The 26,893-nt window shown below is 71.2% G+C and carries 21 protein-coding genes; 17 read left to right on the top strand and 4 right to left on the bottom strand.

The genetic code is table 11. From position 1 onward, the window contains the following. Window positions 1-29: 29 nt before the first annotated feature. The 3 genes from ACIP9D_RS21435 to ACIP9D_RS21425 all read left to right on the top strand — a co-directional run bounded on the left by ACIP9D_RS21435 (window position 30) and on the right by ACIP9D_RS21425 (window position 5,722). The gene (locus tag ACIP9D_RS21435; protein WP_350873801.1) at window positions 30-1,880 is read left to right on the top strand and encodes a carbohydrate-binding protein; all 1,851 of its coding nucleotides are present in this window, start codon (window positions 30-32) and stop codon (window positions 1,878-1,880) included. Between the two features lie 123 nt (window positions 1,881-2,003). After that, the gene (locus ACIP9D_RS21430) at window positions 2,004-4,415 is read left to right on the top strand and encodes a glycosyl hydrolase family 95 catalytic domain-containing protein (RefSeq protein WP_350873800.1); all 2,412 of its coding nucleotides are present in this window, start codon (window positions 2,004-2,006) and stop codon (window positions 4,413-4,415) included. Continuing rightward, entirely contained in the window at window positions 4,415-5,722 is a 1,308-nt protein-coding gene (locus ACIP9D_RS21425) for an SGNH/GDSL hydrolase family protein (protein WP_350873799.1), read from the top strand. Before ACIP9D_RS21430 ends, ACIP9D_RS21425 begins: the two co-directional genes overlap by 1 nt. Window positions 5,723-5,752: 30 nt before the next feature. Here the strand turns inward: ACIP9D_RS21425 and ACIP9D_RS21420 are convergent, their stop codons facing one another. Continuing rightward, entirely contained in the window at window positions 5,753-6,184 is a 432-nt protein-coding gene (locus ACIP9D_RS21420) for a VOC family protein (RefSeq protein ID WP_350873798.1), read from the bottom strand. Between the two features lie 318 nt (window positions 6,185-6,502). On the opposite strand from ACIP9D_RS21420, the gene ACIP9D_RS21415 reads away from it, so the two are divergent. The 7 genes from ACIP9D_RS21415 to ACIP9D_RS21385 all read left to right on the top strand — a co-directional run bounded on the left by ACIP9D_RS21415 (window position 6,503) and on the right by ACIP9D_RS21385 (window position 15,004). Beyond that, a complete protein-coding gene (locus ACIP9D_RS21415) occupies window positions 6,503-8,584 on the top strand; it encodes a septum formation family protein (RefSeq protein ID WP_350873797.1) in 2,082 nt (693 codons plus the stop codon). 2 nt (window positions 8,585-8,586) lie between these two features. Further along, a complete protein-coding gene (locus ACIP9D_RS21410) occupies window positions 8,587-9,372 on the top strand; it encodes an FHA domain-containing protein (protein ID WP_350873796.1) in 786 nt (261 codons plus the stop codon). After that, window positions 9,369-10,433, top strand: coding sequence for a serine/threonine-protein kinase (locus ACIP9D_RS21405; protein WP_350873795.1), 1,065 nt, complete (start codon window positions 9,369-9,371; stop codon window positions 10,431-10,433). Before ACIP9D_RS21410 ends, ACIP9D_RS21405 begins: the two co-directional genes overlap by 4 nt. Next, complete coding sequence (locus ACIP9D_RS21400) at window positions 10,430-10,966, top strand: hypothetical protein (RefSeq protein ID WP_350873794.1); 537 nt, start codon at window positions 10,430-10,432, stop codon at window positions 10,964-10,966. The genes ACIP9D_RS21405 and ACIP9D_RS21400 overlap by 4 nt, the downstream gene beginning before the upstream one ends. Then, complete coding sequence (locus tag ACIP9D_RS21395) at window positions 10,959-13,445, top strand: Hsp70 family protein (protein WP_350873793.1); 2,487 nt, start codon at window positions 10,959-10,961, stop codon at window positions 13,443-13,445. The genes ACIP9D_RS21400 and ACIP9D_RS21395 overlap by 8 nt, the downstream gene beginning before the upstream one ends. Continuing rightward, complete coding sequence (locus ACIP9D_RS21390) at window positions 13,442-14,365, top strand: hypothetical protein (protein ID WP_350873792.1); 924 nt, start codon at window positions 13,442-13,444, stop codon at window positions 14,363-14,365. Before ACIP9D_RS21395 ends, ACIP9D_RS21390 begins: the two co-directional genes overlap by 4 nt. A gap of 138 nt (window positions 14,366-14,503) precedes the next feature. Further along, window positions 14,504-15,004, top strand: coding sequence for a DUF2231 domain-containing protein (locus tag ACIP9D_RS21385; RefSeq protein ID WP_350873791.1), 501 nt, complete (start codon window positions 14,504-14,506; stop codon window positions 15,002-15,004). Window positions 15,005-15,070: 66 nt separating this feature from the next. Here ACIP9D_RS21385 and ACIP9D_RS21380 read toward each other — a convergent pair whose 3' ends face one another. Continuing rightward, window positions 15,071-15,514: a DUF1801 domain-containing protein gene (locus tag ACIP9D_RS21380; protein WP_350873790.1), complete on the bottom strand. Its 444-nt coding sequence runs from the start codon at window positions 15,512-15,514 to the stop codon at window positions 15,071-15,073. A 552-nt stretch (window positions 15,515-16,066) separates the two neighbouring features. On the opposite strand from ACIP9D_RS21380, the gene pgsB reads away from it, so the two are divergent. Genes pgsB through ACIP9D_RS21360 form a run of 4 tightly spaced genes read left to right on the top strand, consistent with a single transcriptional unit; the run spans window position 16,067 to window position 20,194 of the window. After that, on the top strand, window positions 16,067-17,470 hold the full coding sequence (pgsB, locus tag ACIP9D_RS21375) for a poly-gamma-glutamate synthase PgsB (RefSeq protein ID WP_350873789.1): 1,404 nt from the start codon (window positions 16,067-16,069) through the stop codon (window positions 17,468-17,470). Window positions 17,471-17,484: 14 nt separating this feature from the next. After that, window positions 17,485-17,949, top strand: a complete 465-nt coding sequence (locus tag ACIP9D_RS21370; RefSeq protein ID WP_350873788.1) for a poly-gamma-glutamate biosynthesis protein PgsC/CapC — start codon at window positions 17,485-17,487, stop codon at window positions 17,947-17,949. Then, window positions 17,949-19,004: an NlpC/P60 family protein gene (locus tag ACIP9D_RS21365; RefSeq protein ID WP_350873787.1), complete on the top strand. Its 1,056-nt coding sequence runs from the start codon at window positions 17,949-17,951 to the stop codon at window positions 19,002-19,004. The genes ACIP9D_RS21370 and ACIP9D_RS21365 overlap by 1 nt, the downstream gene beginning before the upstream one ends. A 14-nt stretch (window positions 19,005-19,018) precedes the next feature. Beyond that, window positions 19,019-20,194, top strand: a complete 1,176-nt coding sequence (locus tag ACIP9D_RS21360) for a CapA family protein (RefSeq protein WP_350873786.1) — start codon at window positions 19,019-19,021, stop codon at window positions 20,192-20,194. Window positions 20,195-20,290: 96 nt separating this feature from the next. Here ACIP9D_RS21360 and ACIP9D_RS21355 read toward each other — a convergent pair whose 3' ends face one another. Further along, complete coding sequence (locus ACIP9D_RS21355; protein ID WP_350873785.1) at window positions 20,291-20,959, bottom strand: DUF998 domain-containing protein; 669 nt, start codon at window positions 20,957-20,959, stop codon at window positions 20,291-20,293. Between the two features lie 165 nt (window positions 20,960-21,124). Here ACIP9D_RS21355 and ACIP9D_RS21350 point away from each other — a divergent pair, with 165 nt between their 5' ends. Then, window positions 21,125-21,469 (top strand): hypothetical protein, encoded by a 345-nt coding sequence (locus ACIP9D_RS21350; RefSeq protein WP_350873784.1) that lies wholly within the window; start codon window positions 21,125-21,127, stop codon window positions 21,467-21,469. A gap of 373 nt (window positions 21,470-21,842) precedes the next feature. Beyond that, on the top strand, window positions 21,843-24,713 hold the full coding sequence (locus tag ACIP9D_RS21345) for a glycosyl hydrolase (protein ID WP_350873783.1): 2,871 nt from the start codon (window positions 21,843-21,845) through the stop codon (window positions 24,711-24,713). Between the two features lie 98 nt (window positions 24,714-24,811). Here ACIP9D_RS21345 and ACIP9D_RS21340 read toward each other — a convergent pair whose 3' ends face one another. After that, on the bottom strand, window positions 24,812-25,942 hold the full coding sequence (locus tag ACIP9D_RS21340) for an erythromycin esterase family protein (RefSeq protein ID WP_350873782.1): 1,131 nt from the start codon (window positions 25,940-25,942) through the stop codon (window positions 24,812-24,814). A gap of 184 nt (window positions 25,943-26,126) precedes the next feature. On the opposite strand from ACIP9D_RS21340, the gene ACIP9D_RS21335 reads away from it, so the two are divergent. After that, window positions 26,127-26,870 (top strand): N-acetyltransferase, encoded by a 744-nt coding sequence (locus ACIP9D_RS21335; RefSeq protein WP_350873781.1) that lies wholly within the window; start codon window positions 26,127-26,129, stop codon window positions 26,868-26,870. Window positions 26,871-26,893 lie beyond the last annotated feature (23 nt).

Raw genomic sequence — 26,893 nt, 5'->3', positions numbered from 1 at the left:
CCATCCACCCGCGTCAGCAGGAGGTTGACATGCCGTCACCGACGACAACCAGCAGGCAGGCCGGCACCGGCCGGCGCCGAAACCGGACGGGCCTCCCCCTCGTGGCCGCGGCGCTGGCCGTGACGCTCGGCGCGGGGGCCGTCCCGGCGCAGGCCGGGGCGCCGGCGCCGAGCGGTCCGTCGACGGTTGCCGCTCCGGCGGCGGCCGGCGTCGCGGAGCGCCCCTACATGGGGTGGACCAGCTGGAGCATGCAGTCCTCGAAGTATCCGGGCCTGAACCCCGACGGCGACTACAGCTACCTCACCGAGGCGAACGTGCTGAAGCAGGCCGACGCCATGGCCGCCAAGCTGAAGCCGTACGGCTACGAGTACGTCAACATCGACGCCGGCTGGTGGCGCGACAACGGCTGGGCGCCGAAGTTCGACGAGTACGCCCGGCAGACGCCCGACCCGGTCCGGTTCCCCCGCGGCATGAAGGCCGTCGCCGACCACATCCACGGTCTGGGCCTGAAGGCCGGCATCTACCTGCCCGTCGGGCTGGAGAAGGAGGCGTACAACAGCGGGGCGACGCCGATCTGGAACGCGCCGGGCTGCACCACCGCGAGCATCGTCTACCCGGACCTGCGCACCACCAACGGCTGGGACAGCGCCTACAAGTTGAACTTCGACAACCCCTGCGCGCAGAAGTACATCGACTCGCAGGCGCAGCTGTTCGCCGAGTGGGGCTACGACTTCCTGAAGCTCGACGGTGTCGGCCCGGGCTCGTTCAAGTCGGGCGACAACTACAACAACGTCGCCGACGTGGCCGCCTGGCAGGCCGCCATCGCCGCCACCGGCCGCCCGATCCACCTTGAGCTGTCCTGGTCGCTCGACATCAACCACGCCGCCGACTGGAAGCGGTACTCCAACGGCTGGCGCATCGACACCGACGTCGAGTGCTACTGCAACACCCTGGTCACCTGGGAAAACTCGGTTGACGACCGGTTCGACGACGCGCCGGCCTGGAGCCGCAAGGCCGGCCCCGGCGGGTGGAACGACCTCGACTCGATCAACGTGGGCAACGGCGAGATGGACGGCCTCACCAAGGCCGAGCGGCAGAGCTATCTGACCCTGTGGGCCATCTCGAAGTCGCCGCTGTACAGCGGGGACGACCTCACCCGCCTCGACGACTACGGGTTGTCCCTGCTGACCAACCGCGAGGTCATCGCGGTCGACCAGAACGGCGCGCCGCCCGCCCGACCGGTGGCCGTCGCGGGCGAGCAGCAGGTCTGGGGCGGTAAGAACCCCGACGGCAGCTACACCGTCGCCCTGTTCAACCTCGCCGATGCGCCGGCCGCCGTCACCGCCCACTGGGCGAGCTTCGGGTTCACCGGCAACGCCGCGGTGCGTGACCTGTGGAACAGGAAGAACCTCGGCGCCCAGAAGAACAAGATCACCGCGACGCTGCCCGCGCACGGCTCGCGACTCTTCACCGTCTGGCCCGGCACCCCGCTGGCCACCACGAGCTACGAGGCCGAGTCCGCGGCCAACACCCTGAGCGGCAACGCCTCGGTCGCCGGCTGCGACGCCTGCTCCGGCGGGCAGAAGGTCGGCAATCTCTACCTCGGCGGCAAGGTGCAGTTCAACGACGTCACGGTGAAGAAGGACGGGATCTACACCGTCACCGTCGCCTACGTCAGCGGTGACGCCCGCTCGGCGACCGTCTCCTCGAACAGCGGCAACGGCGCCAGCGTGAAGTTCCCCTCCACCGGTGACTGGGGCACGGCCGAGACCATCAGCGTCCAGCTGGCCCTGAAGTCCGGCGCCAACACCATCACCGTCGACAGCGGCACCTGGTACGCGCCCGACATCGACAAGATCGTCGTACCGCAGACGCTCTGACACACCCCGCGCGGCCCGGTCACGGGGCCGGGCCGCGCCCGGGAGCCGCTCTCCCAGCGGTCCCTGAACGCACCCACTTCCGATCCGCGCACCCGCCACCCGCCCCCGGTTGGAGAACCCGCCATGGACCACCGGAACACCGAACCGCGCGACATCCGTCCCAGCCGCCGGGGCTTCCTCGCCCTCGCCGCTGCTGCCGGCGCGGCCAGCACCCTCGGTCTGCCCACCTTCGCCGCCTCGGCGGCGCCCCGCCGGCCCACCGAGTCGCCGTTGCTCGCCGCGGGCGAGGCCATCAGGAACCAACTCTGGTGGCAGGCGCCCGGCTCGCCGAACTCGGTGATCGAGCAGGGCCTGCCGGTCGGCAACGGACGCCTCGGGGCGCTCGCGAGCAACGACCCGGCCAGCGAACACCTGACGATCAGCGACGCCACCCTGTGGACCGGCGGTCTCAACGACACGCTCCAGGACGACGGCCAGTTCCCCTACGGCCGTGACGACTTCGGCTCACTGACCCTGCTCGCCACGCTGACCATCGACATCCCCGGGCACGATCTGGGCGCCGTCGACAACTACCGCCGTACCCTCGACCTGGCCCAGGCGCTGGTCAGCACCACGTACGACGTCGACGGCGTCAGCTACCGGCGGCAGATCTTCGCCAGCCGCCCCGACGATGTCATCGTGCTGCACTTCTCCCAGCAGGGCGGCGGCTCGTACACCGGCACCATCTCCCTGGCCGGCACCCACGGCGAGTCGACCACGGCCGACAGCGCGGGTCGGCACGCGTCGTTCGGCGCCTCCTTCGCCAACGGGCTGCGCTACGGCGCCGCCGTCACCGCCCGCGGCAATGGCGGGAAGGTCGCGGTCACCGGCTCGTCGATCTCCTTCACCGGCTGCCGGGAACTCACCGTCGTGCTCAGCGGTGGCACCAACTACGCCCCCGACCCGGCCGCCGGGTTCCGCGACCCGTCCGTGGACCCGGAGCGTCTCGCCCGGACGAAGGTGCTGGCCGCGGCCCGCGAGTCCGTCCGCGACCTGCTGCACACCCACGTCGCCGACTTCCGTCCGCTCTTCGAGCAGCTGGGCCTCAGCCTCGGCTCGTCGTCCGCCACGCAGCGGGAACTGGACACCTGGGAACGGGTGCAGGCGCGCTGGCGGGACAACGTCCCCGACCCGGAGCTGGAGGCCGCGTACCTGCAGTTCGGGCGCTACCTCATGATCTCCGGGTCGCGGGGCAGCCTGCCGATCGGCCTGCAGGGCCCGTGGCTGGACGGCAACGACCCGGACTGGATGGGTGACTACCACACCGACGTCAACATCCAGATGAACTACTGGCTGGCCGACCGGGCCGGCCTCACCGACTGCTTCGACGCCTTCGCGGACTACTGCCTCGCGCAGCTGCCGGCCTGGACGGACGTCACCCGACGGCTGTTCAACAGCCCCACCAACCGGTTCCGCAACTCCAGCGGCCGGATCGCCGGATGGGCGGTCGCCTTCTCCACCAACCCGTACGGCGGAAGCGGCTGGTGGTGGCACCCGTCCGGCAACGCCTGGCTCTGCCAGAACCTGTTCGAGCACTACGAGTACACCCAGGACCGCGCCTACCTGGCGAAGGTCTACCCCCTGCTCAAGGGCGCCGTGCAGTTCTGGGAGACCCGCCTGGTCACCACCACCGTCACCGACACCTCCGGCGCCTCCCGCGAGGTGCTGGTCGCCGACAGCGACTGGTCAGCCGAGCACGGCCCGCAGGACACCAAGGGCAACACCTACTCCCAGGAGCTGGTGTGGAACCTCTTCCAGAACTACCGCACCGCGACCCAGGTGCTCGGCCGGGACACCGGCTACGCCGAGACCGTCGACGGGCTTCGCCAGCGGTTGTACCTGCCCGAGGTCAGCCCCACGACCGGCTGGCTGCAGGAGTGGATGTCCCCCGACAACCTCGGTGAGACCACCCACCGGCACCTCTCCCCGCTGATCGGCCTCTTCCCCGGCGACCGGATCCGCCCCGACGACTCCACGCCGCCGGAGATCGTCACCGGCGCGACCGCGCTGCTGACCGCGCGCGGCATGAACAGCTTCGGCTGGGCCAACGCCTGGCGGAGCCTGTGCTGGGCCCGACTGAAGAACGCGGAGAAGGCCTACCAGCTCATCGTCAACAACCTGAGGCCGTCGACGAACGGCAGCAACGGCACCGCGATGAACCTCTTCGACATCTACGAGACGAACCCGGGCCGCGGCATCTTCCAGATCGACGCCAACCTCGGCACCCCGGCCGCGATCATCGAGATGTTGGTCTACTCGCGGCCCGGCCACGTCGAGCTGCTGCCCGCGCTGCCCGCCGCCTGGGCGGGAGCCGGTTCGGTGAGCGGCGTGGGCGTCCGCGGCGGCTTCGTCGCCGACGTCAGCTGGCGCAACGGCAAGGTCACCAAGGCGACGCTGACCAGCGTCGGCGGGCGCAGCACGACCCTGGTCGCCGGCGGCGCCGCGCGGCAGATCAACCTCAGGTCCGGCGAGTCCGTCACGCTGAGGGACCTCTGATGCGGGCCCACCCGGGCCGCCGCACCGGGCGCCGGGCTCGGCCCGGCGTCCTGGCGGTCGTCGCCGCACTGGTCACGGCGGTCTGCGTACCCCTGACGGCGTCGGCGGCGCAGGCCCGGCCGCCGGCCTCGGTGCAGACGCCAGCCCACACGCAGGCGCGGGCGCAGGACGAGCCGGCAACGACCCCGGCCGGCCGGGACCGGCACTTCGTGGTCACCTGGGGCGCCAGCGCCGACCGGCAGGGCGCCGGGCCCGCCGACCGCAGCTACCGGCTGGTCGTACGCACCAGCGTCGGCGGCACGGCGCTGCGCGTCCGCCTGAGCAACGCCTTCGGCGAGCACCCGGTCACCTTCGCCCGTGCCCACGCGGGGCTGCAACGCCAAGGCGCGGAGCTGATCCGCGGCAGCAACCGCCAGCTGTCCTTCGGCGGGCGGCCCTCCGTCACCGTGCCGGCGGGTGAGACGGTCCTCAGCGATCCGCTGCCGGGGAGGCTCGCCGCCCAGAGCAACCTGGTCGTCAGCCTCTATGTCACCGGCGCCGAGGGGCCGACGACCGGTCACGGCATGGCCATGCAGACGAACTACGCGGCCGCGGGCGATCACGCCGCCGAGGAGGCGGCGACCAACTGGACCGACCCGATGAGCTCCTGGTACTGGCTGGACGCCGTCAGCGTCGAGACGTCCACGACGATCAGCTCGGTGGCGACCCTCGGCGACTCCATTACCGACGGGTGGGCCTCCAGCACGGACGCGAACCGGCGCTGGCCCGACTACCTCTCCCGGCGGCTGCAGGCCGCGTCCGGCAGCACCGTGAAGGGCGTGGCCAACGAGGGCATCTCGGGCAACAAGGTGCTCGCGGACGGCGCCGGCGAGGCCGCGCTGCGCAGACTGGAGCGCGACGTGCTCTCCCAGCCCGGGGTCCGCACGGTGTTCCTGCTCGAAGGCATCAACGACATCAAGGCCCACTCCGGCGTCACCGTGGACGACCTGGTCGCCGGCTACCGGCAGATCATCGACCGGGCGCACGCGGCGGGCAGGTGTGTCGTCGGCGCGACGGTCATGCCGTACAAGGGCTGGTCCGAGTACGACGCCGCCGGCGAGACGGTGCGCCAGGGCGTCAACGACTGGATCAGGAACGGTGGTGCGTTCGACGCGGTGGTCGACTTCGACAGGATCACCCGCAGCCCGTACGACCCGCAGGCGATCCTGCCGTTCTTCGACGGTGGCGACCACCTGCACCCGAACGACAAGGGCATGCAGGCGATGGCCGACGCCGTCGACCTGTCCGCGCTGCGCTGTGACCGCTGAGCCGAGAGCGTCCGGCGACCGGCGGCCGACTCACACGGCGAACACCTGGGAGTCGTCGGCGAACGCCTTGAACTCCAGGGCGTTGCCGGCCGGGTCGAGGAGAAACATGGTCCACTGCTCGCCGGGCTGCCCGGTGAAGCGCAGGTAGGGCTCGATGACGAACGCCGTGCCGGCAGCCCGCAGCCGGTCGGCCAGCTCGTGGAAATCCGGGATGGTGAGCAGGAGTCCGAAGTGCGGGACGGGTACGTCGTGCCCGTCGACCTGGCTGTGGGCGGGCGGCCTGCGCCCCGGCGCGAGGTGCGTCACGAACTGGTGACCGCGCAAATTCCAGTCGACCCAGTTCTGCGCGCTGCGTCCCTGGGCGCATCCGATGATCTCGCCGTAGAAGTGACGGGCGGCGTCGAGGTCGTCAACGGGCATGGCGAGGTGGAACCGCGGGACGGGCGAGTGGGGTGTGGTCACCGAACTGGTCCTCTCGTGGCAGAAACGTCCAGGCTGGCCGCGGCCGCGCGCCCGGCACCGCAGACGACTACCGGCGAGCGCGTCGGCAGCAACGTGAGTTCGACAGTACGTGCATCTGATTTCCAACTGTCTTCCGTGGCCTGGTTGCAGCGCGCTCGTCAGACTCAGGTGGTCCACGGCGGCGAGGTCTCGGCGGGCGGCGTCCGGGCCAGTTTTGGCGCTCCAGCCGTGTCGAGCCACATCGAGGCCAATCGAAAGACGCTACGATCTTGACTAGCAAGCCGATCTGTGACCGTGATGTCGTCCTGGGGAGCCGGCATGAGTGAGGCGTTGCTGGCTGGTCTGCGCGAGTTGGCCGGGCCGGAGCTGTACCAACGAAACGCGTTCCGGGTGACCGGCCTGCCGGTCGACGTGGATCGACCGACGGCGCGCCGCCAGCAGCAGCGGCTGGCGGCGGCGCTCCAGGTGGGCGCCGATATCGACGGGTTGGGCGCGTCGGTCGACCCGGAGGAGGTTCGAGCCGCGTTCGACGTCGTGTTGGGTGACCCGCGACGTCGTCTGGTCCACGAGATCTTCGCCAGTTGGGGAGCGCCGGCTGGCTGCGGTTGCCCGGAGAGCCTGCACGCGGACCACGACCGGGCCGTGCAGGCACACGCCGACGCGCTCGACATCGAGCCGGCCGAGACGTTGGCCCTGGCCATGGACGGCCGAGTGGACGACAGCTGGGCGACGGCGGCAGCGGCCTGGACCAGGACGCTGCGATCGGCGGCGTTCTGGCGTCACCTGCACCACCGGGTCGAGCAGCTCGACGACCGGCAGCTCGACCGCTCCGGCGTGGACGTGTTGCGCGCGGAGCTGCCGACGGCGCTGGTCCAGCCGTTGCTGCAGCTGGCGGCGTCCGCGCCGTACCCCGCGCCGTTCGCAAAGAGCCTCGCCGACTGGCCGGTTCCGGACCGGGACCGGCTCGTGGAGGAGGCGGCCGGCCCACAGTACGCGGCGCTCGACGCGCTCATCGGCGACCTGCACACGAGGCTCGATTCCGGTGAAGCCGAGGGCACGGTGGCGCGGATGCACGCGCAGGCGAACCTGGCCCTCGCGCGGCTGGAAGGGCTTGCCCCGCTCGACCGCCATCGCCGCACGGCCACCGTCCGCAACCGGCTCGCGGTGCTGCTCAACAACTGCGCGCTGGCTCAGTACGGCCAGACCGGGCGGTACGAGGGCGAGGTCCGGGCGTGGTTGGGCGAGGCGGAGAAGCTCGCCACCGACCCGCAGACCGTGCGCCGGATCCGTGAGAACCGCGACGGGTACGTCCGCGAGGAACGGGACCTGCGCGACTTCCGGGCGAAGGTGGCGCAGCTACGGCGGACCCACGGGCCGTACGCGACCGCGCAGCTGCTGCGCACCCTGCTCAATCAGACCAGCGACCCAGCGGTGACCGCCGCGATCCGGGAGATGCTGGCGGAGGTCGACGCCGGCGGCACCGGCTACCACCAGCGGTCGGGTAGCTCCGCGCCGCGCGCATACGGTGTGCGTCGCCCGCGCCGGCGGCTGGTCGGCGTCGTGGCCGTCTGCGCGGTGCTGCTCCTGAGCTACGTCCTCTATCAGCGTGCCACCGGTGCCCCCGACGCCCAACGCGTGGACCTCCACCAGCCCGACCGGGGCGCCAATCCGGCGACGGTCGCCTGCGTCGCCGAAGCCGACGACTGGCGCGACGGTGACTCGGCGGTGGCCGTGGTGGACTGCGGGGAGGAGCACTGGGCCGAGGTCGTGGCGTACCTGCCACTGATGGTGGAGCCCGCGGAGTATCCCGGTGACGAGACGCTCAGCAGGTTGGCCCGGTTCACGTGCACGGAGAGGATGACACAGTTCTTCCTGTCGCCTCCCACGTACGAGGCGGAGGTGATCGTCCCCGACGCTGCCGACTGGGACGAGCTGAACCCGGAGGCCAACTACGCGACCTGCGCGGGCCGTCGTGCCGACGACGAGCCGTTGAAGCGCCAGGCCGCCGTGTCGAACCCGGTCTCCGCCGTGTTCCCCGTTCCGATGCCGTTGACATCGCGCCGCGGATCTCATCACAACGCTCCGGTGGGCTACTGCGTGCAGTCCACCCGGCCCTTCGACAACAGGTGGGACGAGGCGCTGCCCATCGTGCGCTGCGAAGAGCCCCACTGGGCGCAGATCCTCGGCTACCCGCACGTGACGGGGCCCTGGCCCAACGAAGACGCGGTGGCGGAGGAGGCCGGGCGCGCCTGCCGCGAGCTGACCGGTACGCGCCAGCTCCCCGAGCGATACACCGTGACCGCCGCCTGGCCGCCGTGGTGGAAGGACGCGTCGCCGCCGAACTACGTGGCCTGCCTGGCTCACCACGAGGACGACCACTGGTCGCAAGGGGGGATATGACGATGAGCGTCGCGTCGTCGAACCGGGCCGTGCGGTTGCGCGTCCGCTCGCCCGAGGGGGTCGTCACGGGGGTGGAGCTGGCGGACGGGCCGGTCACGGTCGGCCGCACCGCACCGGACCACACCCCCGACGTGCTGCTCGAACCGGACCCGCAGCGCTGGGTGGGTCGGTTGCACTGCACGTTGGATGTCGTCGACGCGGGTTGGTCGGTGACCGACAACGCGAGCGTCAACGGCACCCTGCTGCGATCGCTCAGCGGCCGCAGCGAACGCCTCGTCGGCCGCCGCCGCCTGCGCCACGGCGACACGCTGCTGATCCTCGGTGACATGTCGCCGGACGGTGAACCGCTGTACTGGGAGCTGACCCTGCTCGACCCGCACACCACGCAACCCGCACCGTTCGAGCCGCCACCGGCGCTGCCCGTGCGCGGCCCGAGCGTGCGCTACGACTGGGTGGAGGCGCGCGCGTACCGCTGCGACACCGACGGCGAGACCCCGGTGAGCGGGCTGCGCCCCCAGGGGCACCAGCTGCTGCGGTACATGGTCGGTCGTAGCAGCAACGGCGCCGCGGTCGCGTGTGGTCACGAGGAGCTGATCTCCGCGCTGTGGGGCCCGCCGGAGGAGTGGCCGCCGAGCCGCTCCTACACCCGCGCCGACCTCGCCGGCGTGGTCCGTGCGGTGCGCCGCAGCATCGAGGCGGACCCGTCCACGCCGCGCATCCTGGAGACGGTCACCGGCATCGGATACCGGCTCAACGTCCGCCCGGCCGAGGCGAAGGACGGCTCGTGACGCTGCTCGCCAACGGTGACCAGGTGACCGAGACGCTGGTGGTGGACCGGCTGCTCGGCGAGGGCGCGTTCGCCGAGGTGCACCGGGTGCGTCACGAGTACCTCGGCTGGCAGGCGATGAAGGTCTTCAAGCGGGTCGCGTCGCTCGACGACACCCGCACGCTCCTGGAGGAGGCACGACTGCTGTCCACCCTGGGGCATCCGAACATCGTCCGCCTCTTCGACGCCGGCACCGTACCCACGGCCAAAGGCGTTCGCGGGTTCTTCACCATGGAGTACGTCGCCGGCGGCAGCCTGGAGCGGCTGTCCCGCGCCCACTCCCCCACCGTTCCGGTCGAGCTGGTCGTCGAGGTGGCCGAGCAGATCGCGGCCGGGCTGACCGTCGCGCACGACCAGGACCCGCCGATCCTGCACCGGGATCTCACCCTGGCGAACATCCTGGTCGGTTACGACGGCAGCGGCATGCGGATCCGGATCAGCGACTTCGGCCTCGCCAAGCGCGCCGACCCGTTCACGATGCTCGCCAGCGCCCAGGGGACCTTCGCCTTCATGGCGCCCGAGGTGCTACGACGCGAGGGCTACTCCCGGGCGAGCGATGTGTGGTCCGTCGGCACCATCGCGTACCTGCTGCTCACGGGCCGCCTGCCCTACGACGACAGCGGACCGCTGTCGTCGTACTCGCCGAGCCGGTTCGCGCGGGCACCGCTGCCACCCAGCCGCTACAACCCGGAGGTGGACGCGGACCTGGACCGGATCGTGCTGGCCACCCTCGACGTCGCGCCGGCGAACCGCCCGGCCTCGGCGGGCGTCCTGGCCGCGCAGCTGCGCGACCGGCGGAGAACCCTTGGTGCGGCGGTGACGCCCGGCGACGATGCCGTGGACCCGCCGCCGCCGAGCGCGCGAGCCCTCCAATTGGCCGCCGAGGCCCTGGAACTCTCTCGGCGCGCGGGCCAACTCGGTCGCGCCGCCGATCTGATGGAGGAGGCGGTCAACCTGTCACCGGAGCTGCGGGCGCGTTACCTGCCCAAGCTGACCCTGTGGCGACGAGGGGTGATGCTGTGACTCGGCTGAACCGGCTGCGCGAGGAGCTACGCCAGCGCCGGCACCACCGGGCGTTCCGGATCCCCGTTCCCGCGTGGACGGAACCGCAACGCGTCCAGCTGGAGGAGCTGCTGACCCAGGCCCGGGCAGCCACCCCGAGCCGGACGCCAGATCCAGATCCGATTGCGGAGCCCCCGGTTGACGGGGCCGCGCTGGCGACGGCCGCGACGAACCTGTGGCGGGCCGAACGCAAGCTCGCCCCACCCGGCGAGCGGCCCACCCCCCGCGACCGCCAGGCCGCTCGCTACCTGCGTACCTGCGCCGAAGCACTGGCCGACGCCGGCCTGGTCGTGCAGGACCACGACGGTGACGCCTTCAACCCCGGCCGGGCGCTCGAAGTGCTCGTCTACCAGGAGAACCCGGCCCTGACCGGTGAGATCGTCCTGGAGACTGTGCGGCCCTCGGTCTATCTGCACGGCCGCCTGGTCCAGATGGGGCAGGTGATCGTCGGTACCCCTGGCCAATCCCCCGACAGGAGAAGTGACGATGCGTGACACCATTGACTTCGGCATCGACCTGGGCACCACCAACAGCGCGATCGCGGTGGTCGAAGAGGGCGGCGCGGTCGCTGTCATCAAGAACAACGACGGTTGGGACATCACGCCGTCGGCCGTGTGGATCCCCAAGCCGGGCATGGTCCACGTCGGTCGCAAGGCGCGCGAGCGGGTGGAGAGCGACCCGGACAACGCAGCCGCCGAGTTCAAACTCGAGATGGGCCTCGCCGACGCCGGCATGGACTTCACCAGGGGCGGCACGAGGCTGACACCACCGCAACTCTCCGCCGAGGTGCTCAAGTCGCTGCGGGCCGACGCCGCGCACCACACGGGCAGCGCACCGGACGCCGCCGTGATCACCGTGCCGGCGGCCTTCTCCCTGAACCAGAACAAGGCAACGACGGAGGCGGCGGCGCTCGCCGGATTCAGCTCCGCGTGCCCGCTGGTCCAGGAGCCCACCGCGGCCGCGTTCGCGTACGGCTTCCATGACGCCGACGACCGGGCGTACTGGATGGTCTTCGACTTCGGCGGCGGCACCTTCGACGCGGCGGTGGTGAGCAAGCGGGACGGCGACCTGCGGGTGCTCAACCACGCCGGCGACCCCTACCTCGGCGGCAAGCTGATCGACTGGGCGGTGGTGGAGCGGATCCTCGCCCCGGCGGCCGCGACCGCGATCGGGTTGACCGACTTCGGGCGCGACAACCCCGCCTGGCGGGGGAACTTCGCGAAGCTGAAGGGTGCGGCCGAGGACGCCAAGATCCAGCTTTCCCGCCGTGACGCGGTCGACCTGATGGTCGAGCTGACGGTTGGCGGCGGCGACACCGAGACGTTCGAGTACACGCTGCGGCGCGACCAGCTCGACCGCGTCGCGGAACCGTTCTACGCCCGGGCGATCAACCTGTGCCGCAAGGCGCTGGCCGACGGCGGGCTGCGACCGGACGACATCGACAAGCTGCTGCTCGTCGGCGGAGTGACCCTCGCCCCCGGCCTCCGCGAGCGCCTCGCCGACCCACGTGACGGTCTCGGCATCGCACTCGACACCAGCCTCGACCCGACCACCGTGGTCGCCCGTGGCGCCGCGATCTTCGCCAGCACCGTCCGGCACCCCGACCCGCCCTCGCACCAGCCCGCCGCCGGCGAGTTCGGCCTCGAACTGGCCTACGAGCCGAGCGTCACCACCACGACCCCCACGGTGGCCGGCCGACTGCACGCCCCTTCGCCCGTCGACTGGACGGGATACGGCATCGTGCTCAGCAATCCGGACGGCCAGCCCCCGTTCCGAACCGGCCGGATCGCGGTGAACGCCGCGGGCGCCTTCGTCGCCGAGGTCGACATCGACGCGCACCGGGCCTCACGCTTCACCGTCGAGCTCAGCGACCCGTCCGGCGTGCCGCACAAGGTGGTTCCAGACTCGCTGTCGATCACCCACCGGGACGTCGAGTTCGGCGGCGCGCGCCTCACCCACTCCCTCGGGATCCAGCTGGCCGACCGGGCCTTCGCGCCGCTGCTGCGCAAGGGTGCGACGCTGCCGGCCCGGGCGCGCGAGGTGTTCCGTACCGCGGGCACGCTGCGCCGCTCCGACAGCGAGGCGGTGATCCGCATTCCGGTCGTGCAGGGTGAACGCAGCCGTGCCGACCGGAACCGGCAGGTCGGCATGCTGGAGATCCGTCCGGTGGATCTACGGATCGACCTGCCGGCCGGCACCGAGGTCGAGGTGACCTTCGAGGTGGACGCCTCCAGTCTCGTCACCGTGGTCGCCGACGTCCCGCTCATCCAGACCCAGTTCGACGCGGAGATCAACCTCGACGACGTACGGGCACCGAAGCCGGACGACCTCGTGCGGACCCTCGGGGAGGTCGAGGGTCGGGTGGAGACCCTGCGCCAGTCGCACGCCGCGCAGACACCGGACGTACGCGAGCGGCTGGAGCAGTTGTCGGAGGAGGGCACACTGACCACCGCGCGGGAGCAGGTGCGTGCCGCCGCCGTCGACATCGGCGCGGCGGCCACCGCCGAGGACCGGCTGCGTGAGGTGCAGGCGCAGCTCGACGACATCGAGGACGCCGCCGACCGGCCCGCGATGATCCGCGAGCTGCGCGAACTGCTCGCCGAGATCGCCGAACTCGTGGCCCGCTCCGGGCAGCCGGCCGATCGACAGGAGCATGCCGAGCTGGACCGGCGCGCGACCGAGGCGATCGAAAGCGGCAACTCGACGCGGATCAAGTCGGAAACCGAACGGGTCACCGCCTTCCTCATCGAACTCCAGCGGCGCCAACCCGGCTGGTCCGTTCAGGTGTTCTACTGGCTCTGCGAGCAGCAGAGCCGGATGCGGCCCGCCGGCGAGGCGACGAGGCTGATCCAGGAGGGTCGCGAGGCGCTGGCTACCAACGACGAGCGGGCGCTCGACTCGGTCAACAGCCGGTTGGTCCGGTTGCTCCCGGACGAGGAGCAGGACAAGGTGATCGGGCTGGCGTTCCGATGAGCACGCCGGCCATCGACACCGACCTGGCGGCGAGTCGGGCCGCCGCCGCCGCACGACGCGGTGAACTGGACGCCGCCGCTGAGGTGCTGATCGCGCTGCCGTCCGACGAACCCGCGGTCCTCGACCTGCTCGCCCGGATCCGCGCCCAGCAGGGCCGCTGGCGCGACGCCGACGACTGCTGGGCACGGGTGCAGGCCATCGACCCCGACCACGCGGGCGCCGCCGAAGGCCGGCGGGTCCTCGCCGGCATTCTGGCCGGCAAGCGCCGGCCACGGCCGGTCGTCCAGCCGGCGCCCCTCGCCGTGGCCGGCGGATTGCTCACCGTCGCCGCCCTGGCAGCTGGAACGATCGCCGTGGCCAATGACGACGTACGCCGGCCGGCGCAGTCGTCAGCCGCGCCCTCGGCTGTCACCCCGTCACCGTCGGGCGGCGTGGACGCGGAGGGACGCCGCACCGAGGAGTTGGCCCGCCGACTGGCACAGATCGAGGCTGAGCGGGCCGCCTCCGCACAGCGGCTGACTGCCCGGCTCGACGTGATCAGCCGGCGCCTCACGATGCCCGGTGTCATCGTGAAGCGCCGTGCCAGCGCGGTCGAGGTCTACTTCCGCGAGGGCCTGTTCAGCCGGGACGCCCGCCTGACCACCGACGGCGCGGCGCTGCTCGCCGACGTCGGCCGGCGGCTGCGCGACCTCGACGTGCCCATCACCGTCGTGGGGCACAGCGTGCCCGTCCCCGGCGGGCTTTCCAGCGGTGGGTCCGGCACGGCATTGAGCCGAGCCCGGGTCACCGCGCGGGAGCTCGCCGAGGCCGGTGATCTGCCACTGACCGCGTTCACCCTCAGATCCGCCGACCAGTCGGACGGCCCGTTCAAGGAGGCCGCGCGCAACCGTACGGCCAGCCTCGTCCTGACCCCATCCTGAGCGGCACCGCCACACTTGAGCGGTGGCCTCTCCGAACAATGTGGACTAACCCTTGGGGGCTGACACGCTCGGCCGGTACCTATAGCGTCCATGCCTGACCGTGAATGATCCACCTGCCGCCGCCCAGAGGAGACGTCGATGTTCGAGGAGTTCATGGGCATTCCCGCCCACCCGCTCATCCTCCACGCCGCCGTCGTCTTCGTGCCGCTGCTGGCCCTGCTGACGATCGGCTACGCGCTCATCCCGCCGATCCGCCCGCACACCCGCTGGGTGCTGGGGCTGCTCGCGCTCGGCGCGCCGGTCGCCGCGCTGTTCGCGAAGCTCTCCGGCGACGCCTTCTACGCCCGCCTGAGCGACGCCAACGCGGTCAGCCCGGACTACGTGCCGAAGCTGGACGCCCATCAGCAACTCGGCAACCTGACGCTCTACGCCACGGCCGCGCTGGCGGTCGTCGCGCTGGCGCTGGTCTGGTTCGTCGCGCCGCGGGCCGCCGCGACGAGCACCGCCGGTGGCGTGGCGCCCAGCCGGGTGGTGACCCTGTCGTTGCAGGTGCTGGCGCTGGTCGCCGGCGGGTTCGCCCTCTACTACGTGGTGCGCACCGGCGACTCCGGCGCGAAGGCGGTCTGGACGGGCCTCTGACCCGCGCGCCGGCGCCGCAGGCTACGCCGGATACGGCGGTCAGCTCGCGGCCCAGCTCGGCCAGGTTCAGCGATTCCTGCTGGCGCGGTCGACCCCCCGGTGCACCCGCATCGTGCGGTCGACGAGTTCGCGCAGCGCGCTCTGGTCGACGTCGTCGAGGCGCTTGAGGTAGAGACATCCCTTGCCGGTCCTGTGCGGGCCGAGCCGGGCGAGCACCGCGCCGTAGCGTTCCTCGAACCCACCCACCAGGTAGACGACGAGTTGCTGCTTGCGCGGCGAGAAGCCCACCAGCGGCGCGTCGCCCGAACGGCCGCTCTCGTAGGTGTAGTGGTAGCTGCCGAAACCGACGATGCTCGGACCCCACATCGCCGCCGGCTCGCCGGTCACCTCGCCCATGAGCGCGCGGAGACGCTGCGCGTCGGCCCGGCGGCGGTCGTCAGGGACCGCGGCCAGGAAATCGTCGACGCTGACGTCGGTCGGGACCGTCACCGGCTGCTTCGAGGTGGCCACGACGTGATGCTCGCACGCGGGTACGACAAGAAGCCGAGCCGACGCCGAAGGTCGGTGACCGACCCGTCACGGTAGGAGACGGCGGACGAGATTCAAGCGTGCGTGCGGGTCCATCTGGCGCCACGATCGGTCGGCGGACGGCGGACGACCCGACTGTTGATCTGGCCTGACCGGGCAGGATCACCCTCGCCGAACGGTGCGCCGCAGGCGCGTCGAACCCGTCAGGCGATGGAAAAACCGGCTTCGCGATCCCGGCGATCCACCCAGTCGCGCCGGGGCTGGCCGCATTCGGGCGCCGACAGCAGCGCTACAACGTGTGGAAGATTCACTGGTCGTCTGCCGCTCGGCCGTGCCGGCGCCCCTGGACGGAGGATCTGACCCCACCCGACCCCGCGACCTGGTCCACACCTGGCCTGGCGGCCCGCCCACGTACCGGCCCGCTCCTGCGCGCCGACGGCCGGCCACCACCGCATCAACCCTCGCGCTTTCGAGACGGAGAACGACCATGCCTGGCGGCAGCGTGCCCTCGACGAGTCCGTGCCGATGACGTCGGTGACAGGGCCCTTGTGGCTGCTCGGCATCTGCGTTGCGCTCCTGCTCGTCCACCTGGTGGTGGAGCGCGCTCGCCATCGCCGCCAGTTGGCGCAACTGCCGACACGGATCGTGGTCAACGGCATCCGAGGCAAGTCCTCGGTGACCCGACTCATCGCCGGCGCCCTGCGAGCGGACCAGCGGCGGACCGTGTTCGCCAAGACCACCGGCACCGCCGCCCGACTCATCTACCCGGGAGGTCGGGAGGTACCGATCCGCCGCGGCCGGGGTGGGGTCAACGTCATCGAGCAGATCGGTGTGGTCCGGCGGGCCGTGCACGCGGGTGCGGACACCCTGGTCGTGGAGTGCATGGCGGTCCTGCCTGAGCTGCAGCAGGTGAACCAGGATCTGCTCATCGACGGCGGCATCGTCGTGATCAGCAACGTCCGGGAGGACCATCTGGACGAGATGGGCCCGACGCTCGACGACGTGGCGCGTTCGCTGAGCCGCTCGATGCCCCACCGGGGCACGGTGGTGACCGCGGAGCGGGACCGGCTGCACATCCTGCGCGAGGAGGCCGACCGCCGCCAGTGCACCCTCATCGCCGTCGACCCGGACACGGTCACCGACGCGGAGATGCGCCGCTTCCGATGGATCACCTTCAAGGAGAACGTGGCGATCGCGCTGGCCGTCGCCGAGCTGTGCGGCGTGGACCGGGCCACCGCGCTGAAGGGGATGTGGCAGGCCGACCCCGACCCCGGCGTCCTGCGGGTGGACGCCTGCGCCCACAACGGGCGGCGGTTCGCCGCGGTCAACTTGTTCGCCGCCAACGACCCGGCCTCGACCCTGATGAACATCAACCTGCTCCGGGAGCGGAGGCTGATCGGCGACCGGGTCGCCGTGGTGATCAACTGCCGGCCCGACCGGATCGAGCGCAACGGCCAGATGGGCGGCATCATCCCGGAGATCAAGCCGAGCCGGGTCTTCCTCATCGGCTCCCCCACCCGCAGCGCCCTGCACCTGATCCCGGACGAGTGGCGCGACCGGGTGGTCGATCTCGACGGTGAGCAGCGCAAGGGGACCGAGCTGCGCGACGCCATCGTCGACAAGCTCGGTGCCGGCGAGACCGGCACCGCCCTGCTCATGATCGGCAACATCCACGGGCGCGGCGAGGAACTCCTGGAGGCGCTGCACTCCGTCACGGTCGCGGCCACCGCGGCCGCGCCGTTCGACGAGCTATCGCTGACGCTGGAGCGCATCTACAAGCTGGACAGCGCGCGCAAGCCGGCGGCGGCGGACAGCAGGGCCCCGGTCGACATGGACGCGACGGTCGTGCTGTCCCGCGCGGACCTGACCGCCACCGCCGTGCTCAACACCGCCCGGATCGCCGTTCTGCACGCCGACCGTCGCAGGGCCCGGCCATGAGCGAAGGAACCGTCATGCCCACGTTCGACCTGTCCTCCGAACTCAGCGCCGTGGTCATCGCCGCGGGACTGCTGTTCGGGCTCGTCGGCTACCTCGTCACCAACGTCGCGCCGGCCGGGCTGATGGTGCCCGGCTGTCTGGTGCTCACCGCACTGCAGGACGCGCGCAGCCTCATCACCATCGTGGCGATCACCGCGGTCACGGTGGCCATCATGAAGGTGCTGCAGCGCATCACGATCCTCTACGGCAAGCGGCTCTTCGCCGTGGCGGTGCTGGCCTCCTCCTTCATGTCGGTGACCTCGTTCGTGCTGCTGCACGTGCGCTTCCCGTTCCTGTTCGGCGGGGACACGCTGTCGTTCATCATTCCCGGGCTGATGACCTATCAGCTGGTGCGGCCGAGAGCGTTGCAGACCCTTGCCGCCACGGGCGTGGTCAGCGCCGGCACCGCAGGTGCCGCCCTACTGATGATCTCGCTCTGATGCGCAACCCACGGGTCATCCTGGCCGTCGTGGCGGTCGCGGTCGTGATCGTCGCCGGCACGGTCGTCGTCAAGCTCTTCGACAGCGGCCCGGCGGCCACGCCCGGCTCCGGCTGGGCCGGGCCGACCCAGTCCGCCCGCGCCTACCGCAACGACGTCGAGCGGCTGACCCAGCAGTACCAGCTGGTCGAGCGGACCCGTCCGGAGCGCACCGAGGTACGCCGGCGCAGCGACCAGGCGGTGGTGGCCACCCTGACCGCCGGCGCCCGTACCGTCGTCGTCGCCGGACCACCACGCCAGTTCACCGAACCGTCCACCACCCCCGCGGTGATCGATTCGACGTCCTGGGTGCGGGTCGCTCCTCGGGCCTGGCAGGCGGAGCACGACCTGGACGAAAAGTTCGCCAGCTGGCTGCTCGACCAGATCGAGGCGAAGAACCCGCCGGTCGACGTGCTCGCCGCCGCCATGCAGTACCTGCCCGACGCACCCGACGGGGTCAACGACGACGGGGTCCGCTACATCGGTGACGCCGGCTTCGGGTACGTGCACAGCGCCGACGAGCGCGACGGCGCCGACTTCTACGACTACCTCGAGATCCCGTGGAAGTTCAGCGACAGCGGCCGGGCGAAACCGTCGAAGCGGTGGGACCGCGACCTGGACTGCTCCGGCTACCTCCGACTCATCTACGGCTACCGGTTCGGCATCCCGCTGTTCAACGCGCCGGTCAACACCACCGTCAACGGACTGCCCCGCACCGCGTCGAGCATGGCCTCCTACGCCCGCTCGGTGCTCATCGCCGCCGGACGCAACCCGAGCCGGGCGCCCACCAACCTCTCGGCGATGCAGCCCGGCGATCTGGTGTTCTTCGCGCTGCACGACGACCCCGGTCTCATCACCCACTCCGGGATCTACCTCGGCAAGGACCAGGACGGCGGCATGCGGTTCGTGTCCTCCCGCGGCACCGTCGACGGCCCCACCTTCGGCGACGTCCGGGGCGACGGTGTCGTCGACTCCGGCTACTTCGGCGAGCGGCTGCGCCGGGTCATCCGCCTCTAGCACTAGGAACGATCATGCGTGCTGTCCGCATCGTCCTCATCGTCGCGCTCGTACTCTCGCCCGGCATCGTCTTCGCGCTGCGCGGCGATGTTCTTCGCGACCGCCTGGCGACGACCGAAACCCGCCCGGCTGGCCAGACCGCCGCACCCGCCCCGTCGGGTGGGCCACGGCAGATCACCATCGCCGGCTCCGGCGACATCCTGGTCCATCCGCCGACCTGGCAACGGGCCCGCGCGGACGCGAAGGCGGCCAACCGGGACGGGTACGACTTCGACCCGATGTTCGCCGACATCCAGCCCGTCGTCTCGGCCGCTGACCTGGCCATCTGCCACATGGAAGGACCGATGGGCCCCGGCAGCCCGCAGGACTTCCCGCGGTTCCGCGCGCCCACCGACCTCGCGGCCGCGGTCAAGACCGCCGGCTACGACACCTGCTCGACGTCCAGCAACCACGCGCTGGACCAGGGCGAGAAGGGTGTCTACGACAACCTCGACGCGCTCGACGCGGCTGGCCTCGGCCACACCGGCACCTTCCGCAGCGCCGCCCAGCGGGCCCGGCCGACGATCTACAACGTGAACGGCGTCAAGGTGGGGCACCTGTCCTACGCGATGCACTTCAACGGGCTGAAGCCGCCGGCCGGCAAGGAGTGGATCGCCAACCGCATCGACGTGAAGGCGATCAAGGCTGCTGCCGCCGCCACCCGCAGGGCAGGTGCGCAGATCATCGTGCTCTCCGCCCACTGGGGCACCGAGCTTGTCCACGAACCCAGTGGCGAGCAGTTGTTCTGGGCGCGGCAGCTGATCGCCGATCCCAACATCGACCTGATCATCGGCCACCACGCCCACGTCGTGCAGCCCTTCGAGAAGGTCGGTGACAAGTGGATCGCGTACGGCGTCGGTAACACCCTGGCCCGGCACGACTTCCCGGTCGACGCCAACCGGGAGGGCGTCATCGCCATGTTCACCTTCACCGAGCAGCCGAACCGCAGGTGGAAGATCACCCAGGTCCAGGCGACGCCCATCTGGCTGTCCCTGAAGCCCACCATCCGCGTCGTGGATCTCGCCGCCGCCATCGAATCGATGCCGCGCCTCGACCGCCGACGCACGCATTACACCGCGGCGATCGACCGGATCTCGAGCTACCTGAATCAACGGGGCGCGGTCGCGGCGGGGCTGCACATCGTCCGCTGATCCCGACGGCAACGAGATCGGGTTCGGCGGCGCTCCGCTCTGATCGACGCGGCGGCCGGACGTCCGGCCGCCGCGTCAGATCACCACGCGCGCCGATCAGGTCGCCTCGGCCCGCACCCGGTAGGAGACGGCGACGAGCCAACCGGAGATGATCACCGCTCCGACGGCGAAGCGAACGCTCGCGCTCCCCTCGCTCCACGGCAACGCGGTGAGCACGAACGCGACGACGCCGCTCACGGCGCTGTAGGCGGCCCACCCGCGGCGGCCCTGGCCGGCGAAGCGCCGGGCGAAGATCAGACCGGCCGCGATCAGCGACAGGAACGCCGCGGCGCCGCAGACCACGTGCAGCATGCTGCCCGTGCTCACCTGCTCGGGTAGCCCGTCCGGTGCGCCGGGCGGCCATCCGTAGCCGGGGTCAGGGACGAAGAATCCGCCGCCGATCATCGCCACCCCGTAGACGCCGACCAGCACCGGCCCCACCGTGCCGGCCCGACCCGGGCGCAGCACCTGGCGCAGGCCCACCGCGAAGGCGATCGCCAGCAGGCCGGTTACCGCGAACGCCACGGTCTGCAGCCAGCCAAGCTCGCCGAGGGTGAGCGAGCTCAGGGCGTGGCGGCGCAGGTCGAACCCGGGCCGGCTGAGCGCCTGCCCGAACGACAGGGCGGGAAAGACGACCCCGGCGATCGCGCCGCAGGTCAGGAGGTACCGGGTCCGGTCGCCCCGGGTCGACATGGTCCGGTCGGAAGACGTGATGGGGGAGGTCATCGGCGCACCTTTCAGGACGGCTTTCGGGCTCTGCCGGAACGACGAACGAGGTCCGACCGGATCGACACCGTCGGCGAGAAAGTTTCCGGCGGGTCTGACGTGCTGGTTTAGCGGCGGCCCGGAGCGGTGAAGGTAGGGCGGCACTGTTCCTGAGGGGGGATCACCATGTCCGACGCCAGCCGTACGCCCGCCAGCGCCACAGACCGTCCCGCCGAAGTGAGCGATCCGCTGCTGTGGAAGCTCGCCCTTCAGGTGGCCGACGCCCACGAGCCGGATGGTGCGGACGGCTGCCGCAACCTGGCCTGCGCCGGCCAGCCCTGGCCGTGCCCGGCCTGGGACAACGCCCAACGCGCGCTGCACCTGGCACAGGGCGGCGCCACCGCCGGCGCGACGCCGCCGGCCGCGCAGGACTCCCCCACCGGCTGGCCCGGCGCCTCGGCGACGCCGGCGGCCCGCCGGGCCACGGCGACCGCGCGACGTGAGTCGGGCGCAACCGCTTCGGCCGCCTGACCCCGCGCGGCCGAACCGCCCGGGCGGCGAGGCGCAGCCCGATCAGCGATACCCCTGAGGCATCAATATGCCTCAGGGGTATTTTCGCTCGCGGACACGCCGCCGGAGCCGATCCGGTGAGGCGCCGATGTGGGCACTGGCCTCGGGCGGTGTGCCTGCGCCCGGGCGGTGCCGCGCACCGACGGCCTTCTTTCTGGACCGTCGGTCAAATGGCGACATCAGCACGCAACCGGCTGGACACATTGACGGAGATCTAGGGGCTCGACTACCGTGCCGGACTGAGAGAGCGCTCTCTCACCGGACCTTCTCCCCCACTTCAGACGAACGTGTCGGAGCCGGCAATGCCGGTCTCCCGGCGCGCGATGGAGGCAGCATGAAACCTCCCGTCCCCCACCGCCGATGGGCCCTGGCCGTCACCACCACACTGGCCCTGGTCGTCAGCGGCCTCGCGATCGCCGTCACCCGTCCCGCCGAGGCCGCCCCCGTCGGCGCCGGCAGTTACACCACGACCCCGGTCGGCCCGCTGCCCACCGGCTGCGGCCAGATGACGAGCAACCCCCGGCAGTTCGCCACCGCCAACGCGCCCGCCGGTGCTATACCCACCAACGACTGGTGGTCCTCGCTGCTCTGGAAGCGAACCGACTGCTCCTTCAGCGAGCCCCTGCACGCGCATCCGATCTCGTACGACACCTTCGGCGACGGCCTCGGCTTCTCGGCCAACTCCACACCCGCCATCAGCGGCACCGCGACCGGCGTCGGGGAGTACCACTACCCGTACGTCCAGGACATCCGGGTCGGCGTTGCCGGGCTCGGCGCACCCCAGGTCAAGGTGGACGGCTGGACCGACTGGACGGTCAGCCCTCACTGGAGCGACGGAGCGCGGACCATGCGCGCCACCATCGGCCACGGCCTGCCCTTCGCGTACTTCCAGACCAGCGGTGGCGACGCGGTGATCAACACGAGCGGCACCGCCGACGTCTGGTCCAACAGCGGCGCCACCGTCGGCTTCCGGGTCAACGGCCACGACTACGTCGCGTACGCCCCCAGCGGCGCCAGTTGGACGGTCAGCGCCGGGCGCATCTCCTCCGCCCTGGCCGGCCGAGGTTACTTCTCCGTCGCCCTGCTACCGCCGACGGCGACCACCGCGGAGCGCGCCGAACTGGCCACGACCTACGGCCGGTACGCGCATGCCCACGTCACCGGCACCCAGGTCTCGTACGCCTACGACCCGGCGACCAGCGGACTCACCACCACGTACGCGTTCACCACGACGGCCCGGGAGGGCACCGCCACCCAGACCGTGGTCAGCCTCTACCCGCACCAGTGGAAGTCGCTCGCCGGCTCCACTGCGATCACTCCGACCTACCCGTCGGCGCGGGGCCGGATGAAGGTACTCACCGGCGTCAACCAGTTCCGCACCGCTATGAAGTTCCAGGGCGTCCTGCCGGAGCTGCCGGCCGTCGGCGACGGCAGCGGTGCCGACCTGGCGACGCTCAACGGCCACCTGGCCGCCGCGCGGGCGAACCCGATGGACCAGCGCGGCAACGACACGTACTGGACGGGCAAGGGACTCGGCCGGGCCGCGCGCCTCGCCGAGGTGGCAGACCTGGTCAACGACACCGCGACCCGGGACAGCGCGCTGAACGCGATCCGCAGCACGCTCACCGACTGGTTCACCGCGTCGACCGGCAAGACCTCGAAGCTCTTCTACTACGACAACAACTGGGGCACCCTGATCGGCTACCCGGCGTCGTACGGCTCCGACCAGGAACTCAACGACCACCACTTCCACTACGGCTACTTCATCGCCGCCGCAGCGACGCTGGCCAAGTTCGACCCGGCGTGGGCCGCCACCAGCCGCTACGGCGGCATGGTGGACCTGCTGATCCGCGACGCCAACAACTACCGCCGCGACGACACCCGCTTCCCCTACCTGCGCGACTTCGACATCTACGCCGGCCACGACTGGGCGTCCGGGCACGGTTCGTTCGGCTCCGGCAACAACCAGGAGTCCTCGTCGGAGGGGATGAACTTCGCCAACGCCCTGATCCAGTGGGGCCAGGTGACCGGCAACGCCGCCGTGCGTGACGCCGGCATCTTCCTCTACACCACCCAGGCCGCGGCGATCCAGGAGTACTGGTTCGACGCCAGCGACCAGAACTTCCCCGCCGCCTTCGGGCACTCGACGGTCGGCATGGTCTGGGGCGACGGCGGCGCGTACGCCACCTGGTTCAGCGGCGAACCGGAGATGATCCAGGGCATCAACCTGCTGCCGGTCACCGGTGGACACCTCTACCTGGGCAACAACCCGGCGTACGTGCGGACCAACTACGCCGAACTGGTCCGCAACAACGGCGGGCCACCGACGGTGTGGCAGGACATCCTGTGGCAGTTCCAGGCCCTCGGCGACGGAGCCGCGGCGCTGGCGAACCTGCGCGCGAACCCCGGATACACCCCCGAGGAGGGTGAGAGCCGGGCACACACCTTCCACTGGATCCGCAACCTCGCGGCGCTGGGCACCGTCGACACCACGGTGGCCGCCAACCACCCGCTGACGGCGGTCTTCTCCCGCAACGGGGCGCGTACCTACGTCGCGTCGAACCCGACCGCGAGCCCGGTCACGGTGACGTTCTCCAACGGCACGACGCTCGCCGTGCCGGCCGGACGGACGGCCACCACCGGGGCGTACACCTGGAGCGGCGGCAGCGCGACGGGCGGCACGCCTCCCGGCACCACCCCGCCGCCGACCGACCCGCCGCCCACCGATCCGCCGCCGTCGGGCTCGCCGACGCGATACCTGCTGCCCGGTGGTGGGCTGGGCGCCGCCGGCGGCGTGGCCACGACGACGGTCGCGGCGGCCAACGGAAACCACGACGGTACGCCGACCAACCCGCAGGTCTTCACGGCGACCGGCCTCAACCTCGCCTACGCCGGCGGGCAGACCGCGTTCGACCTGTTCGTGGACGCCGGCACGGCGGTCGGCAACGGTGTGCAGGTGCGGGTCTCCTACGACCTGACCGGCAACGGCAGTTGGGAACGGGTGGAGACCTTGCGCTACTTCGCCACCGATCCGGTCCCCGGCTACGAGCACTACACGCAGAGCGCCGGCCTGGCCTCGGCCACCGGCACGTTGGGCGCGCTGAGCAACGGCACCGTCCGGGTGGAGGTCTGGTCGGCGATCGGCAACAACCCCAGCACCCTGGGCATCGGCAACCAGTCGGTGCTTCGCCTTCCGTACTCCTGATCGGCCCCGCCCACGCCGCCGCCGGTCGAGGTTCGACCGGCGGCGGCTGGGACCGGGGCGCCGGGTTGCCGCGCCCGGTTGCCCTGCGCGGACACGGCTCAGGCGGTGAGGTGCAGGATCGCGTCGGCTCCGCCGACGGTCGCCTGGTCGAGCGGAAAGTAACCCTGCTGCGGAGTGTTGTCGGTGCGGGTGCGGGCCGGCGACACCCCGGTGGCCGGGATCAGGCCCCAGTCGGTGATGCGGCGTTGCAGGAAACCCTCGAAGGTGTCCGGCTCGGGCTCGCCTAGCTGAAGAATCGCACTGCGCCCGAGACTGCCCGCGATGAAGGTGTAGCTCTCGTTCCGCAGGGAGTCGACGATGGACCCAGCACCGAACCAGTTGGCGCTCATCTCGCCCAGGCTCCAGGCGCTTCCGTTTCGTTGCAGGTGAGTGTTGTGGGCGAAGAGCATCGTCGGGCCGCGCTCCGCCTCGACGCCGCGGATGTCGAGCAGGTTGCGCGCCATCAACGTGTCCCGCGTGGTCAGCAGGAGGCAGATCCGATCGCTCTGCCCGAGGGGCTGCGCCGCCTGCCAGTGGTAGTGAAGCAGCCCGAGGCCGGCATCGAGGTACGCCTTGGCCCGGAGCCACTCGGCACGGGAGGTCCGCGCGATCAGCTCCGGCGCACGAGCGTAGAGCCTGGTGAGCAGGTCCTCGCCGATCTCGCGCAGCCGCTCGGCTTCGGGCGTGGCGCCCATCGAACTGGCGAAGTCGAGGATCGCCTCGGCGCGGCTCCAGCGATGGTCGTCCCCAGCGACGCCCGCGATGTCGAGATTCTCGATCTGGAGATAGTCGCGGGCGTACTCGAGATAGCTTCTCGGGCTGGGTGCGCTGGTGTTCTCCGTCGGGGCGTCGAAACCGTGGAAGGTCAGGCGCTCCCGTGCCGGCCGGTTCCGGTTGTAGTCCCGCATCCAGGCGACCAGCCGCCGATTGGCGTCCACGGCGCCCAGGTCGTGGGAGAAGCCTCGGCTCAACACCGAGTCGAGGCTTCCCGTGCCGTGCAGTACGTGGTCGTTGACGGCGAACCCGGCCACGCGATCGGTCTCCAGAGCGATCGAACGGAAGCCGAGCTCGACCAGCTGCGCGAAGAGTTCGTTGCGGACCGCGCCGAAGGCGGGCTCCTGGTGGGTCGGCTCGCCCAGGGCGAGGAGATCACATGGCTCGGGTACGAAGGCTCGGATGTCCTGGCTCATGTGGTTCAACCGTACCGTTGAACCTTCGGTGGAAACTTTTCGTCGACGAGAAGGGCGTGGCCTAGCAGGAAGTTTAAACGGGGGTGCTGCTGACCATTGCCGAACACCCGGCCCGACGGGAGCGGGGCCCGGGGGTGCGAATATGGCGTGCGTGCCGGCGGCTCGGCCGTTTACGGTACGCGCCGTGACCCTCCACATCGCGAGCCTGGCGGACCGCCCGGATCTCGCCCCGCTGCTCGACGACGACTTCGACGGGGCGTGGCCGCCGTTCATGCTCTGGGACCCGATGGGCGCGGTGTACTACAACGTCGCCCACGACCTGTACCCCGAGTTCGTCTTCGCCGCCGTCGACTCCGACGAGCCGGGGCGCGCCATCGCCCGGGCGTACGCCGTGCCGTTCCGCTGGACCGAGGCCGAGCTGCCCGACGGCGGCTGGGACCGGGTGATCCAGCGGGCCACCATCAACCGGCTGAGCGGGACCGAGCCGAACATCGTCTCGGCGCTGGAGATCTGCATCCGACCCGACCGGCGCGGCGGCGGCCTCTCCGCGCTGATGCTCACCGCGATGCGGCAGGCCGTGGCCAAGCTGGGCTACGACACGCTGGTCGCCCCGGTCCGGCCGAGCGGCAAGCACAGCCAACCGGACCTGCCGATGACCGAGTACGCGACGCAGGTCCGCGCGGACGGTCTGCCGGTCGACCCGTGGCTGCGGGTGCACATCCGGGCAGGTGGGCGCATCGAGCGAGTCGCACCGCGGTCGATGACGATCACCGGGACGCTCGCCGACTGGCGGCGCTGGACCGGCCTGCCGTTCGACACCAGCGGGCCGGTCCACGTGCCGGGCGCCCTGGTGCCGGTGCACTGCGACGTGGCGCACGACCACGCCGTCTACGTCGAGCCGAACGTCTGGGTGCGGCACCCGCTGTAGTGCCACCGGGCCGCCGACCCTCC

Origin of the sequence: Micromonospora sp. NPDC093243 (genome assembly GCF_044753725.1) — a bacterium.
Classification (GTDB): domain Bacteria; phylum Actinomycetota; class Actinomycetes; order Mycobacteriales; family Micromonosporaceae; genus Micromonospora.
This window is presented reverse-complemented; position numbering and strand designations above follow the sequence as displayed.

What these genes read in the sequence shown, in the direction of transcription:
- ACIP9D_RS21435 (WP_350873801.1), top strand. Translation starts at nt 30, where the DNA reads ATGCCGTCACCGACGACAACCAGCAGGCAGGCCGGCACCGGCCGGCGC.
- ACIP9D_RS21430 (WP_350873800.1), top strand. Translation starts at nt 2,004, where the DNA reads ATGGACCACCGGAACACCGAACCGCGCGACATCCGTCCCAGCCGCCGG.
- ACIP9D_RS21425 (WP_350873799.1), top strand. Translation starts at nt 4,415, where the DNA reads ATGCGGGCCCACCCGGGCCGCCGCACCGGGCGCCGGGCTCGGCCCGGC.
- ACIP9D_RS21415 (WP_350873797.1), top strand. Translation starts at nt 6,503, where the DNA reads ATGAGTGAGGCGTTGCTGGCTGGTCTGCGCGAGTTGGCCGGGCCGGAG.
- ACIP9D_RS21410 (WP_350873796.1), top strand. Translation starts at nt 8,587, where the DNA reads ATGAGCGTCGCGTCGTCGAACCGGGCCGTGCGGTTGCGCGTCCGCTCG.
- ACIP9D_RS21395 (WP_350873793.1), top strand. Translation starts at nt 10,959, where the DNA reads ATGCGTGACACCATTGACTTCGGCATCGACCTGGGCACCACCAACAGC.
- ACIP9D_RS21390 (WP_350873792.1), top strand. Translation starts at nt 13,442, where the DNA reads ATGAGCACGCCGGCCATCGACACCGACCTGGCGGCGAGTCGGGCCGCC.
- ACIP9D_RS21385 (WP_350873791.1), top strand. Translation starts at nt 14,504, where the DNA reads ATGTTCGAGGAGTTCATGGGCATTCCCGCCCACCCGCTCATCCTCCAC.
- ACIP9D_RS21370 (WP_350873788.1), top strand. Translation starts at nt 17,485, where the DNA reads ATGCCCACGTTCGACCTGTCCTCCGAACTCAGCGCCGTGGTCATCGCC.
- ACIP9D_RS21365 (WP_350873787.1), top strand. Translation starts at nt 17,949, where the DNA reads ATGCGCAACCCACGGGTCATCCTGGCCGTCGTGGCGGTCGCGGTCGTG.
- ACIP9D_RS21360 (WP_350873786.1), top strand. Translation starts at nt 19,019, where the DNA reads ATGCGTGCTGTCCGCATCGTCCTCATCGTCGCGCTCGTACTCTCGCCC.
- ACIP9D_RS21355 (WP_350873785.1), bottom strand. Translation starts at nt 20,959, where the DNA reads ATGACCTCCCCCATCACGTCTTCCGACCGGACCATGTCGACCCGGGGC.
- ACIP9D_RS21350 (WP_350873784.1), top strand. Translation starts at nt 21,125, where the DNA reads ATGTCCGACGCCAGCCGTACGCCCGCCAGCGCCACAGACCGTCCCGCC.
- ACIP9D_RS21345 (WP_350873783.1), top strand. Translation starts at nt 21,843, where the DNA reads ATGAAACCTCCCGTCCCCCACCGCCGATGGGCCCTGGCCGTCACCACC.
- ACIP9D_RS21340 (WP_350873782.1), bottom strand. Translation starts at nt 25,942, where the DNA reads ATGAGCCAGGACATCCGAGCCTTCGTACCCGAGCCATGTGATCTCCTC.